The organism is Mesorhizobium sp. M5C.F.Ca.IN.020.32.2.1 (assembly GCF_004023105.1).
GTDB classification, from domain to species: Bacteria; Pseudomonadota; Alphaproteobacteria; order Rhizobiales; family Rhizobiaceae; genus Mesorhizobium; species Mesorhizobium wenxiniae.
The window spans coordinates 1-13511 of sequence record NZ_RZSX01000062.1 but is presented as its reverse complement, the minus strand read 5'-3'; the positions used below and the strand labels follow the sequence as shown (position 1 = coordinate 13511).

General features: G+C 58.5%; 13 protein-coding genes and 1 pseudogene. 8 read left to right on the top strand and 6 right to left on the bottom strand.

Annotated features, from left to right (window positions below):
* The 3 genes and pseudogenes from EOA86_RS39970 to galE form a co-directional block, all read left to right on the top strand.
* Positions 1-139, top strand: a pseudogene (locus EOA86_RS39970) (MFS transporter); the annotation flags it as partial.
* 365 nt (positions 140-504) lie between these two features.
* The gene (locus tag EOA86_RS05210) at positions 505-1479 is read left to right on the top strand and encodes a UDP-glucuronic acid decarboxylase family protein (RefSeq protein ID WP_206523252.1); all 975 of its coding nucleotides are present in this window, start codon (positions 505-507) and stop codon (positions 1477-1479) included.
* Complete coding sequence (galE, locus tag EOA86_RS05205; RefSeq protein ID WP_128340898.1) at positions 1476-2450, top strand: UDP-glucose 4-epimerase GalE; 975 nt, start codon at positions 1476-1478, stop codon at positions 2448-2450. The genes EOA86_RS05210 and galE overlap by 4 nt, the downstream gene beginning before the upstream one ends.
* 244 nt (positions 2451-2694) lie before the next feature.
* Here the strand turns inward: galE and EOA86_RS05200 are convergent, their stop codons facing one another.
* The 5 genes from EOA86_RS05200 to EOA86_RS05180 form a co-directional block, all read right to left on the bottom strand.
* Positions 2695-3930 carry an ABC transporter ATP-binding protein gene (locus tag EOA86_RS05200; RefSeq protein WP_128340897.1) on the bottom strand — a complete coding sequence of 412 codons (1236 nt, stop codon included), beginning with the start codon at positions 3928-3930 and terminating at the stop codon, positions 2695-2697.
* A gap of 5 nt (positions 3931-3935) precedes the next feature.
* Positions 3936-5564 (bottom strand): glycosyltransferase, encoded by a 1629-nt coding sequence (locus tag EOA86_RS05195; protein ID WP_128340896.1) that lies wholly within the window; start codon positions 5562-5564, stop codon positions 3936-3938.
* Between the two features lie 238 nt (positions 5565-5802).
* Positions 5803-6753 (bottom strand): glycosyltransferase, encoded by a 951-nt coding sequence (locus tag EOA86_RS05190; RefSeq protein ID WP_164891565.1) that lies wholly within the window; start codon positions 6751-6753, stop codon positions 5803-5805.
* Between the two features lie 88 nt (positions 6754-6841).
* Positions 6842-7687, bottom strand: coding sequence for an ABC transporter permease (locus tag EOA86_RS05185; RefSeq protein ID WP_164891564.1), 846 nt, complete (start codon positions 7685-7687; stop codon positions 6842-6844).
* Complete coding sequence (locus EOA86_RS05180) at positions 7687-8658, bottom strand: polysaccharide deacetylase family protein (RefSeq protein ID WP_164759523.1); 972 nt, start codon at positions 8656-8658, stop codon at positions 7687-7689. The genes EOA86_RS05185 and EOA86_RS05180 overlap by 1 nt, the downstream gene beginning before the upstream one ends.
* A 315-nt stretch (positions 8659-8973) precedes the next feature.
* On the opposite strand from EOA86_RS05180, the gene EOA86_RS05175 reads away from it, so the two are divergent.
* The gene (locus EOA86_RS05175; protein ID WP_164759522.1) at positions 8974-10149 is read left to right on the top strand and encodes a glycosyltransferase family A protein; all 1176 of its coding nucleotides are present in this window, start codon (positions 8974-8976) and stop codon (positions 10147-10149) included.
* Positions 10150-10229: 80 nt separating this feature from the next.
* Here the strand turns inward: EOA86_RS05175 and EOA86_RS05170 are convergent, their stop codons facing one another.
* Positions 10230-10415 (bottom strand): hypothetical protein, encoded by a 186-nt coding sequence (locus EOA86_RS05170; RefSeq protein ID WP_127208819.1) that lies wholly within the window; start codon positions 10413-10415, stop codon positions 10230-10232.
* A 12-nt stretch (positions 10416-10427) separates the two neighbouring features.
* On the opposite strand from EOA86_RS05170, the gene EOA86_RS05165 reads away from it, so the two are divergent.
* From EOA86_RS05165 to EOA86_RS05150, 4 genes are all read left to right on the top strand, one after another.
* On the top strand, positions 10428-10844 hold the full coding sequence (locus tag EOA86_RS05165; protein WP_127208818.1) for a hypothetical protein: 417 nt from the start codon (positions 10428-10430) through the stop codon (positions 10842-10844).
* Positions 10845-11009: 165 nt separating this feature from the next.
* Entirely contained in the window at positions 11010-11531 is a 522-nt protein-coding gene (locus tag EOA86_RS05160; protein ID WP_128340893.1) for a hypothetical protein, read from the top strand.
* A gap of 587 nt (positions 11532-12118) precedes the next feature.
* Positions 12119-12658 (top strand): hypothetical protein, encoded by a 540-nt coding sequence (locus EOA86_RS05155; RefSeq protein ID WP_127208817.1) that lies wholly within the window; start codon positions 12119-12121, stop codon positions 12656-12658.
* A gap of 216 nt (positions 12659-12874) precedes the next feature.
* Positions 12875-13511, top strand: a 637-nt coding sequence (locus EOA86_RS05150) for a class I SAM-dependent methyltransferase (protein ID WP_164891563.1), incomplete at its 3' end; no start/stop codon positions are given.

The following is a 13511-nucleotide window of genomic DNA, read 5'->3' as shown; positions in this document are numbered from 1 at the left end:
GCTCGCCGGCGGCATGGTGTTCGATGCCTATGCCAGCTATTCCTGGCTGTTTATCGGCTCGGCCCTGGTCGGGCTCGGCGCGGTTGCGGTGGCGATCGCCTTCCCGCGGCTGCCGCGCAGCGAGTTGCAACCGGCGTAGCACGGCGGAGAGAGGATGCAGGGGTCGAAAGTGGACATCGCATATGTCAGCTTTTGACCCCCAGTCGCGAGGCGTTCTTCGGCGGTGATAGGAGCCGGGTCAAGACTGTGCAGTACCCATCTTCCTTAATTAGCAATCGATCATGATGCAGCGCGGCGCGTTCATGCCGGCAAGGCCGACGTTCGGGCGAAAACCGTCAAAAACGGGCGAATGAACGGATTTTTCGCGTATTTTTTTCGCACACCTCACGCGACAATTTCAATTGCGTTAACATTTTGTGTTTGCGGGGCAGCATTTTTTTCCTATCCTCGCCGCAGGGCTTTGCGCATTCGATTGCGTAAAGAACTGGCGTGAGGACCCCAAAAATGCAGCAGGCAAAGCGAGTCTTGGTGACGGGGGGCGCAGGTTTTCTGGGATCGTTCTTATGCGAGCGGTTGCTTACTGAAGGCCACGAGGTTGTATGCGTCGACAATTTCTTCACAGGAAGTCGGAGAAACGTCTCGCATTTGCTCGACAACAGATCCTTTGAGATCATTCGCCACGACGTGACATTTCCGCTCTACATAGAAGTTGATGAAATATACAACCTTGCTTGCCCGGCAAGCCCGGTTCACTATCAGTTCGATCCGGTCCAGACGACAAAGACCAACGTCCATGGGGCGATCAATATGCTGGGCCTCGCCAAGCGGGTTCGCGCAAAGATCCTTCAGGCGTCCACGTCTGAAGTCTACGGCGATCCCGAGATTCACCCGCAGACCGAGGACTATTGGGGCAGGGTAAACCCGATAGGTCCCCGTTCCTGTTACGACGAAGGCAAGCGGTGTGCCGAAACCCTGTTTTTCGACTATTGGCGGCAGCACAGGCTGCGGATCAAGGTAGCGCGTATCTTCAACACTTACGGTCCGAGGATGCGTCCGGACGACGGCCGCGTCATTTCCAACTTCATCGTGCAGGCACTACGAAACAAGCCGATAACCGTGTACGGCACCGGCCAGCAGACACGCTCATTCTGCTACGTCAATGATCTCATCGACGGTCTGGTTCGCCTGATGGACACGGTCGACGATGTTACCGGTCCAATCAATCTCGGCAACCCGGTCGAATTCACGATGCTCGAACTTGCCAATCTCGTGATCGAACTTACCGGAAGCCGATCCGAGATCAGGTTTTTACCTTTGCCCGTCGATGACCCAAGGCAGCGACAGCCTAATATCGGGTGTGCCTTGCGCGATCTCAACTGGAAGCCAAGAATTGCATTGCGCGATGGTCTCGTCACCACCATTGCCTATTTCGATGACTTGGTCTCATCGGGATATGCTCCGTCCGCTGCAGCCGAATGAAAACAGTCTTGGTCACTGGCGGGGCGGGCTATATCGGCTCACACTGTTGCAAGGCATTCGCTGAATCCGGTTGGTCGGTCATTGCGTATGACAACCTCTCGCGCGGTTGGCGCGACGCGGTCAAATGGGGACCGCTTGTCGAGGGCGATATTTGCGATATCGCAGCGGTGGCAGGAGCGCTGCACCAGTATCGGCCGGATGTGGTGGCGCATTTCGCCGCTTACGCCTATGTCGGCGAGTCCGTCGAGCGCCCGGAACTCTACTACCGAAATAACAGTTTTGGGACGCTGGTCTTGCTCGAGGAAATGCTGAAGATCGGCGTCGACAAGCTGATCTTGTCGAGCACCTGCGCGTCTTACGGGGTTCCGATTCGTTCTCCGATTGACGAAACGCATCCGCAGTCGCCCATCAATCCCTATGGATGGTCGAAATTCATCGTAGAACGAATGGTGGACAATCTTTCGGATGCCCATGGCCTCAACGCGGTTGTGCTCCGGTATTTCAACGCTGCCGGATGTGATCCGGACGGCGACATCGGTGAGCGGCATGAACCGGAAACGCATGTCATTCCGCTCGCTATCGAGGCGGCGGTTAGGTCGGGCCGGATTTTCACCATTAATGGCACCGACTTCGACACAAGGGACGGAACCGCTGTGCGGGACTATGTCCACGTCACCGATCTCGCCCGTGCGCATGTTCTGGCAGGGGAGAAGCTTCTGCGCGATGCGGGAGTCCACGTCTACAATCTCGGGACCGGAACCGGAACTACGGTGAACGAGTTGGTCGAGGCGGTGAGCCGGGCTTCGGGAACGCGCCTTCCGGTGGCCTACGGTCCGCGCAGGGCAGGTGACCCTCCTGCGCTTGTAGCCGCGGCCGGCAAGGCGGCCCGGGAACTCGGCTGGATGCCTGAGCAATCCGGAATCGACCGGATCGTCGAAACGGCGCTGGCCTGGTATCGCAGCCGGTCGTGACGATCCTTTTTGCGGAAGAGCGCTACCGCCTGGTCAATAGGCGATCGAGAGCAGCGGCGGTTGCGGCAAGCGAGAAATTTTTCCTCCATTCGTCTCCGCGGTGCCTGACCGAGGCCTTCCCGCAAGCCCGGATTGTCCTTCAGTCTTTGCAGGACGCGCGCGATTGATTTCAGCGTGCGGTCGCGCGGTCGACGGATTGAACTACATCGAAGATTCATTCGCCAGGACGTCACTCCACGCGCCTTCAATCCACCTTAAGCAACTGGGCAGAATGCGACAGTCGCACAATCCCGTGCTCTTTCAGATATGGCCAATAGGAGTCATTGACTGTTGCTGCAACAACGTCGAACGTTAGCAAGTTCTCGCTTGCGAGGTCCGGGTCATCCTCTCCCCAAGCATAGAGAGCCGCTCCAGCGGTATAAGTGCCTGGCAACAATCCCAACGATCGCACGCTGAATACGACCTTGGCCTGCCCAACTATGTCAAATTGGCCAACACCTTCCGCGAGGCTTTCGAGCACAGAGATCAAGTTGCCTTCCTGATCAAAAATCTGGATATGAACCACGCTTCGGTGAAACGAATTCCTCGCGCCCAGCTTCAGCACAAAATCGTAATCGCCGCCAAACTTGAGTTGGCTGCATCGCTCGCGCGTACCCGGATACACAATAGCCACCTGCATCCAGAGGTCTTCATCGCCAACGCGCTCGGAACCGTTGCTGCTCGAGGCGGTGTTCGACAGGTACGCATCGATGATCGATGATGCCTCGCCAAAATCCTTCAGAAGGCCGCGGTCCAGATAAATCGCTTTTGTGCAATGCTGCCGAACCATGGCCATGTTGTGGCTCACGAACAGCACGGTCCGACCTTCACCCGCGACGTTCTTCATCGTGCCGATACATTTCCTTTGAAATTCAGCATCGCCGACAGCAAGCACCTCGTCGACGACGAGAATCTCCGGCTCCAGATGAGCAGCGATCGCGAAGGCAAGCCGAACATACATGCCGGACGAATAACGCTTGACCGGCGTTTCGAGAAAGCTGCCGATATCGGCAAATTTGATGATCCGGTCTAGCTTACGCGTGATCTCGGCCTTACTCATGCCCAGGATCGCGCCGTTGAGGTAGATGTTCTCGATCCCGTCGAGATCCGGATGGAATCCGGCCCCTACCTCCAGCAAGCTTCCGATTCGGCCTCGCATCACCGCCTCGCCCTCATCCGGAGCCGTGATCGAGGTCAAAACCTTGAGCAGCGTGGTCTTTCCCGAGCCGTTGCGTCCGATGATACCGCACACGGTGCCAGTCGGAACGGAAAAAGTGATGTTCTTGATGGCGAAAAATTCGTTGAGGGAAGCTTGGGCTTCCCGCGAGCGCAAACGCGCGACAAGTTGTTCGACCTCCTCACGCAATGAGCGCACGCCGATGGCGCCGCGCCGGTAGCGCTTGGAAAGTCCTCGGACCTCAACGGCTGGCAATTCTGTCATCGATCTCAAGCCGTCACATTTGTGGTTCGGCCGCCGGGTTGATCCGGGGTCAGCCCGTCCTTCACGACGCGCGCCGTGACAACGATGGGATAGGCGGTATCCCGGACGTCGAGCTTCTGGTCAGAAACTTCTTCCTTGGCGAGTCCCTGGAGAAAACAAACTGCCGCAAAGACGTTGCCGTGGGTTTCGAGCGCCATGTTCGCCGTGCTGAAGGATTTCGCAAGCAACTTCGCCAACGCCGCCTGCGTCAATGACCAGAACCACGTGCTGCCCCACTCGCCGCGATCGACCGCGGTGATGCCAGGAACAGTTAGCAGCAGCACGCCCCCGGGCTTGAGCGCTTCGGCCAGTGCAGCGACCGCGGCCGACATGTCGAAGATCAGATGAAGTGTTTGCGTGAGGATGATGCAATCGAAGGCGTTTGACGGCAGCACTCCGGGCTGCGACAGGTCGCCTATGATGGTCGCGTTTGGATCATCGGGATCAACATGCAGCACGTCGCTCTTGACGACATGAGCACCGCCAAAATGCATCGTGTAGCTGTTATCGCCGATTTCCAGCACACGGCCATGTATGTCGGCCGCATTCAATTGTAAGAAATTCTCGATATAATACCGATCTATTGGCTTGCCGCGATCATATCCAAATGAGTGGCTCATCGGCATCGTGCGTGCGAAATCCCCAAACCGCACCGAACCGACGCGCGGAGCCCGCCAATCAGCGCCGGAAGCGCCGAGCAGCCGTTGCACATGCCTGCCGACCTTGCGTGTTATCTTAAATGCCGCTGTTTGCAGCGTGATCGGCGGCGACATCTGCAAAGCCTGACGCAGCATGCGAATCGCTTTGGCGGGTTCGGCGCGGATCGCGCGCAAGGCATCAGTAGTCACCTCTCCGGTATAGTAGGTCTTCCAGAACCGCCTACCATCGCGGACTGCAAGACGCACATCGTCGTCAACCGGACCTGCCAACTGCTTGTCAAGCACCGACAATGCTGCAGCGAGCATCATCGATCGATTCCTCGACATGTTGTCGCCGTGCATGCGATATTCGGCGACGACATCGTCGTGCGTTACAATCGAACCGCGCCGGGCGATTCGCAAGAATAGCTCATAGTCTTCGCAGGACCGCATTGAAACGTCGAACCCGCCTATGGCCGCGAGCCTCTCCCGCCGATAAACCACGGTCGCATGCATCGCAATGAAGTTTCCCGTCCGCAGTAACTGAAGATAAGGATCTTCGACAAGCGCGACGTGATGCTTGTCTGACTCGATCGCACCGCTTCCATTGATGAAGCGATGAGCTCCGTAAGCGAGAACCGCATCTGGATGCGCAACCAGCACTCGCACGCCCGTCTCCATGGCATTTGGAAGGAGACGATCATCCGCGTCCAGAAAGGTGATGTAATCGGATCTGGAAGCCGCCAGTCCGGTGTTTCGGGCGGCCGCGAGCCCGCAATTCTCCTGCCTGATCAGGCGCACGCCTGGATGACGCTCGACAACCGATGCCGGATTGTCGGTGGATCCGTCGTCGACGACAATAATTTCATCGATCGGCCGGCTTTGATGAAGACAGCTCTGAATGGCTTCCTCGAGAAAGCGAGTATGGTTGTAAGTTGTTATGACGACTGCGATCATGAAACAGCCAAATTCTCCTTAGCTTCGCAGAGAGGCAACGGGCTGGTGTTTGCCAGAAATCGAACGCGACCGTAGGCCTCACAAACAGAATTTTGGCACAGAAATGATGGACACTCGTTCGTTTTAGCACGTCGCCCCCAGCGAGGCGATGCGACTTGTCATTCACGTAAAACGGTATCGTTAGTATCAGACATCTCAGGCTCGGTCGCGATCCAATCCGCGCCACCGATCCCGCCCACTACTTCCGTGCTCTCGTCAGCAGCTTGAACACCTTCGACAGGGTGCGGCGTGGCGTCAGCCGCCGGGCGAACCGGCGTCCGGCTTCGATGGCGAGGTCAAACCTATCGCGAAGTGTCAGGGGCCGACGCTGGGCCGGATAGCGCGCAAATGCGATGCGGAGCGCCCGCTGCAACTCCGGCGTCATCAATCCCGAGGCCGACGCATGCATCTCAACCCATTCGAGGAAGCCGATGCGAGCAGCATGCGGGCGCAGTCGATCGTAGATGCCGGAAGCAGTCGCCTTGGCCGATGTCGAATCGAGGTGCTGCCTGTATCGGCCGGTGGGCGTGGATGTCACGAATACCGGATAGCGCAACAGCAGCTTCACTAGAAGGGTCTGGTCTTCGTAGAGCTCGAACGCCTCATCGAAGCCGCCCACCGCCACCAAAGCTTCGCGGTGAACCATGATCGAGCAGATGCACGGCACATGAGCCCGCTGGCGCACGATGACCTGGTCGAGCAGGTCGGGCGGCATGTGCAGACGGCCCGATTGGCGTGGCATCGAGTCGGTCCAGTTCCTGTGCGGCTCATCGGGGAACCACCACAGGGTCGGTCCGTAAAGGACCTTGGCGCGAGGATGCGCATCAAAGATCGCAAGTTCCGTCTCGAATTTTTCCGGCTCAAATATATCGTCGCCATCCAGGAACGTGAAGAACATGCCCGACGCCGCCGCGATTCCGGCATTGCGCGCCGCGGCGGCGCCGCGACGCTGGCCGTTCGATCGAATGAAACGGATCCGCGGATCGCCGGTTGCTGCAGCCACCGCGATTGCAACGCTCCCGTCGGATGATCCGTCGTCAATAAGAAGCATTTCCCAGTCGGTGAAGGTTTGCACGCGCACGCTTTCGATCGCGTCCGGAAGAAACCGCTCGACATTGAGGAAAGGCGTGATGACGGAGATCAATGGCATCGGCGTCGTGCCCATTGTGCAGAATGCGCGGCGGCCGACGAAGCGCGACCTTCACTCTCTACGGGGCCGCAAGGGTTGTCATTTCTCTTCACAGCATGTCCATGGCCGTTCGTTCGACGCGTTGAAAGATCACGACGCCGATGAACAGCACGACGGAGGTCGTGACAAGCGCTGCAGCGATTTGTGGCGCACCGACTGCCGAAGTGCCGAAGAAGCACCAGCGCCATTCATCAATTATGACAGCGAGCGGATTCAGAAATCCAGTCAGCGTCCGGTACTGCTCGGGAATAGCCGAAAAAGGAAAGATGATCGGCGTCACGAACAGCCAGATCTGAATGAGGAACGGAGTCATATGAGCTGTATCGCGGTACTTCGCGGTTGACGCTCCTAGACAAAGCCCAACAGCCAACGAGAATGCCGCGATCTGGATGATCACCAGCGGAAAGAGCGCGAGGCGCCACGACAACCCGTCCACTTTTCCTGTCAGCTGGTACCAGAGCAAGAAGGCCAATGCGACGCCAAGCTGGATCGCCAGAGCCACACTGTTCGACAGCAGCGACGACACGGGAACGACGAGTCGCGGGAAGTAGATCTTGCTGAAAAGATGACCGTTAGCAATGAAGACCTGGCTCGCGGTGGAGACGACTTGGGAAAAATACGACCACAGCACCAGCGCTGTCAGATAAAAGATTGGCGCGGGATGGCCACCGGTTGAAATGCCCGCGATACCGCTGATGACGGTGGTCAAGGCTGCGGTAAGCGCCAGGGGCTGCAGGATCAGCCAAGCCGGACCAAGCAAGGTCTGCTTGTAGCGGACTTTGATGTCGCGCATCGCGAACAGGAGCAGCAGATCGCGATAGCGCCACAGGTGCCAGAAATCGAGGTCAAACCAGCCGCGTCGAGGAGTGATAATGGTAGTCTGCTGTGCGTTCATCAGAACAGATGATCCTCGATTTTTCGCAAAAATTCGTCCCCTGACCAGTTGCCGACATGCAATCGAGGTAAACGCAGCACGTCTGCCTCGGGCGCAACGCACCCGGCGCGCGTCGTGCATGCGAACTCAAATCCCGCTTCCCTGACGGCAGCTACCGACAGAGCGTCATGGTCTCCGAATGGATATGCAAAAGAGAGGACGCGTTTTCCGGTCATTTGCTCACAGGCCGAACGGCCGTCGACGATCTCGCGAAGCTGGGTCGCGAAGGAATGGGCCGGAAGCGTGGGATGACTGACAGTATGACCGCCGATCGTGATCAGGTCGTCACTGATGTCACCAACCTCCGCGGGAGTCATAATACAGTGCTCTGGCCTGGCGTCGAGGCCAACGCCCGCCCATTTCGCAATGTCTTCGACGTGTGCGTTCTGCCGCTCATACGGCAGCGTTCGGAGCGCCGACCACACCTCCCGGTAGACTTTGTCACGGCCGGCCTGATCCACCATCTTCGGGATAGGCCAGTGATGCCTGCCTCCCTCGATCGTGATGTCGAGTTGGTCAGGCAGTTCAGGCGTCTCAAGACAGATGCGCGTGAGCGCATCCCACCAGAATTCTCTGCCGCTTCCTATTGCTCCCGTCGCAACAAACAGCGTCATCGGGCAGTCGTGACGCTGCAGGATAGGGCGAGCGTTGCTGTAGACGTCGTGATAGCCGTCGTCGAACGTGACAACCGCAAGCGGTTTGCCTGGCTTTCCCTGTGCGATGACATCGAACAGCTCATGCAAATGCACCACCCGCCGGCTCCGCGTCAGCGCTTCGATTTGTTCGTCGAACCTCGCCGGATGGACGGCTAGGTTCCACGGATCGACGGCGATATCTGCAACGCGATGGTACATCAGTATGATGGGAGCACGGCGCAGGCGTCGACGCCGCACCAGCCGACGAAGCTGCAGGAGAACGCGCGGGATCACCATCGTTCTCCCGCCGCGGGAACAGTAAAAACCACGGTCACGTCCGATCGCGGATGCCATCCCGATCGGCAGAAACGCGATACATGTGAGTGTTCAAGCATATAGTTGATGGCAATAAGACCATGAGGCCACGGGCACGGATGTGAGCGAAATGAGGAAGCATGAAGGCATCCACGAGTTTCGGCTGAGTGAAACCAGCATATTAGCACATGTCGCCGCCGTAAGTGCGAATACCGGGCGAATTCTCAGATGTTGAAGTAGCCGGTAGGGACAGGCGGCTTGATACCATCCCGCTCGAGCATGCTAGTATTTAGGCCGGTGGCATTCATCCTTCATCAAAAGCAGGCTTTTTTCGATATGCAACCCGCAGTTTCCGTCATCATTCCTGCCTACAACGCGGAAAAGACCATCCGACACACCCTTCAGTCGGCCGCCTCGCAAACTTTCAACCAGCTGGAGATCATAGTTGTCGATGACGGGTCGACCGACCGGACCGCTGAGATCGTCGAGGCGTTTGCAACCAGTGATCCGCGTATTTCTCTTCTGAGACAGCAGAACCAAGGGGTTGCTGTCGCCAGAAACCTGGCAATTGATGCGGCGAAGGGTGAATTTATAGCGCCACTTGATGCGGATGATGTGTGGCACCCGACAAAGCTGGAGAAGCAGCACGGCCTCTTTCAATCGCGGCCGTCTCTCGGCCTTGTCTACGCATGGTATAGGGTCATCGATGATGATGATTTGGTGATAGAATGCTCCCCACCAATTCTCGCTCGCGGGGACGTTCACAACTGGCTGCTGGTTGAGAATTTTATCGGCAATGCAAGTTCACCGCTAATCAGGCGATCAGTTCTTACGGCAACCGGGGGATACGACCCGTCGCTCAGAGCCGCAGGGGCGCAAGGAGCCGAAGACTTGCAGATGCAGCTCAACATTGCCGCGATCTGCGATTATGATGTCGTTCCCGAGTATCTGATTGGTTACCGGCGATCACCATCTTCTATGTCGACCAGGTATGTCGCCATGCTGACGTCGCACCGGATCGTCCTTGAAACAGTCCGCACGCGACATCCCAGGCTAGCGTCTTTCTTGTTTCGTTGGTCCGATGGCGTGGCGTCAGCGTATTATGGCATCGAAGCCGCCCGCACGTCGCCAGGCGCGGCCATCGCTCCGCTTGTCCACGCAACACGGATCGATCCGGCCGCGCTGTTTCATGTCTTCGCAAAGCCGTCCGCACAAGGCCTGTGGCGGCGGCTGTGTCGCTTTGTGCCGAGACTGCTCGCCGTTAAACAGCGCATGGTTCCGACCTCACCGCATTCCATCTGTACCTCCGGACGTTTTTTCGACGCCGATCCGACCTTCATCTGCCAGCCAGTTCCTCCGGAGTGGCTTCGAAGGCGAGTCCAGGTGGCCCTCAAGACGCCGACGCCGCGCCAGCTTCGCGAGTCAAGTCCGAGGAGTATTGATCCGTCCGCTCTCGTCGAAGACGGCGCTTAGGTCTTAAACACGAGGTGCCGGCACCTAAACTCACCTGATCTGAGACCGGCTGAAATGACAGGTGCTAAGCGACTGCTAAACTACGCCCGCCTAGAAAGCGCAATCTCGGCAGACAGCAGAAAACTGACGTGATATTCGTAGCCTGCGCATCCGCAAATTCGGACGCGATCGTCGCGGCTGGCATCGACAATCGACGGGCAGGTCCTGTGGTGCGCGCTGAAATCATAGAGCACTTTTAAGCCTCGCTTCGCCGAGGCTTTTTTCATGGAGCAAGCCTGATGGCCCGACCTGCAACTGCCGCCGTTCGACTTCTGACCGGCGAACGCGAACCCGTGCGTCTGGCGACCACAGCCAACATCCTCCTTCATGGCCTGAAAACCATCGACGGCGTACCATGCGAGGTTGGCGACCGCGTGCTGGTCAAGGACCAGTCCGACCCGCCGAAGAACGGGATCTACACGGTGAGCGAAGGCGAATGGCTTCGCGCCGGCGATGCCCGCACCGCCCGCACCTTGCAGAAGGGAACGACGGTCCACACCCAGATAGGGACAGTCAATGTCGACCGGGTGTTTCAGTTTACGGCCGACGAGCCGGTCGTGGGCACCGACGCCATCGCCATTATCCCGTTTGTGTCGCCCGACATTTCAGACGTTGTCGATGAGGCGGAAGCGCTGCGCGAGAAACGAAGGTGCTGAAGGATGCCACTGAGGCCAGTGCCGGCCAGGCAGCTGCCAGCGCCTCCACCTCCGCCGCCAATGCCGGACAAACCGCCGCCGATGTCGTAGCAACCGCGGCCAATCTGGCCAGCGCCCAGGCGGCGCGACGCGTCCCTGTATGGCAAGGGCATCTTCCCGACGATCGTGTGGGCGGTCGGCTTTGGTATCGTTGGTAGCGGTGCGCTCGTGGGCGGTGCTGGCGGGACCGATGGGACATTCGATCTCGCCATTACTGGCGGTGTTGGCTCTGGCGCTGCCGGTCGGTTCATCGTCGCTGGCGGCGTAGTCACTATGATCCTCATCACGGCGTCGGGTTCCTATACCACCGCGCCTGCTTTTAGCTTTGGCGCGTCAGCCGGCCTCGCTGGCGCCAGCGCCCCACCGGTTCTTGCCCGGAATGTTGAGGTTGGTGAATACTTTTGGACCGAAATCGGCGCCGGTATCCTCGGAATGGACAACGTAGTGGCGGGGCCGGTTGCCATCGACACGGGCGTTCGCGCGTCAGCGGCGGAAGTCATCGCCTTGATCGGATCGCGGACGGTGGGTCCGGTTGCCATTACCGGCTCGGTCGGCGGCACGGCTATCACTAACACTTCTGTCTATTACTGGCCGGGGTCTCTGTCCCACGGGCGAAATCGGCGTCAAGTCGCGTGCTGCCTATGCTAGCGCAAACGAACTGGCTGATATTGTCGGATCAGAGCAGGTTGTTGGCTGGCCGTCATTGGTCAACACAGGCACGAATACCCCGTCGAACTACAGCGTTGTCATGCAAACGCCGTCCGATGGCTACATTACCGAAGTTAATGCCGGGGCAAGCGGTTCCGGCTGTCATTGGGCGCTGGCCAGCAACCGCCCCGCACACTGGTTCAATCGCGTCACGCAGTTCGCAAATGTCAGTATTGCTGACGATGAACCGGGCATGACGGCGCTGCGGCCAAGCTCTACCTACACGCCCGCCTTCTATGGCGTCACGACCAGCGGAACCGTCTCGACGGGAACGCGCGGGCCGCTCGGCGAAAGCATCATCCTTGCGGATGGTGCGTCCCTGGCGTTCACGGGCGCCTATGAACAGGTCGGCGTCCACCACACCCAGGACGCCGGTCAAGGCTCGCTCGCCTTCGCCTTCAACGGCGGCGCGGCCTACAAAGACTGTGAACGCTGCCGGTGCTCTGGCACTCGATCAATATTCCGGCCCGTCCCTGACAGGGCAGGCGGCGAGCGGAAACTATACCCTGACGGTCGCAGGCGGACCTGTGGAGATCACCGGGCTTATCCGTCTCGGCATAAAGGCGGCCGGCTCGCGCCCGCGTCTGCGGACGCCGCGCGCCGCGCACGGAAGCTATACATTCGCGTCCTTCAACGCGCCGCGCCTTGCTTCTGCGGTCGCACAATGGGGCTATGCTGGCGGCAAGATCGTGCCGGTCCTCGCCCTGGGCATCAACGACAGCTTTGGCACGCCGCCGGCGACGATTTCAACGAACATCACGTCGATCATCAACACGCTGGAAGCGGCCCTGGCGCCGCCGACGCCCCCGTCCTCGCCTTGGGATGGCAGCTATACGGGCGGCCGAACATACGACGCAGCGCTTGGCGCGATCCGCCAAACCTACCCGGTCGCGCAATGTGCCGACGATCCCGATCGACGGGTTCGATTACATCAGCTCGGGGGCCTATCAAGAAGGCCTGCACTTCAACGACGCCGGCCACGACGGCAATGCATTGCGCTTCATCGAATACGTCGCGGAAAGGGGATAAGGCCACGCCATTCGCTATTCAGTGCAAGGGTAAAGTGATCGCGACGCTTGAAGAGGGCGAGGAATGGGTGATCGTCGGAAAGAAGATCCTAACAGTTCAATGACCCGAACTTATTGTCGAGGAATCACAGTGCCTAAGGACGATGCCGAAGGATCGTCGAAGTGTGGCTGGGAGGCGCCTAGTCCGCACTGGACGCGGTTCGCGCACTATGGCACGGTTGGCTTGGCGGGGGTGATCCTTAGGAGGATTTCTCTATGGCGGACGCCGGCAGCATTATAGGGATCTATGATGATTACTACGCAGATGGCAAAGTAGCCGCGAAACGCGAAATTGCTTCGCAGCAATCAGTCGGCCATATAGAAGCAATCCTCCGGGGGGAGACCTTCGACAAGATCCTGGACATCGGCGCAGGCGAAGGTGCCGTTCTGGACAAGCTGAACAAGAAAGGTCTCGGGAAGACTCTTGGAGCCGTCGAGATTTCAACAAGTGGCGTCGAGGCCATCAAGGCCAGGAATGTCGCGAACTTAGCCAGCCTGGATATCTTTGACGGCTACCACATCCCTCATCCCGACAAGTCGTTCGATCTCGGTCTCGCCATCCACGTCGTCGAACATGTCGAGCACGAACGGATGTTTTTGATGGAAGCGGCGAGGGTCTGCAAGAAGCTCTACATCGAGGTGCCGCTGGAGCATACGAGAAACCTCAATCGCGCCATTCGGATGTCCGGGCCGTTTGGGCACATCAATTTCTACACGCCGTTGACGTTCGAAAATCTGCTGAAGACTTCTGGTCTCAAGGTTGAGAGGCAAATGACTTTCGCCCATGACCTTGCTTATGAGCAGCACCTGGCCGGCCGGTCAAAAGGATGGGTGAAATACAAGTTGCGGACCG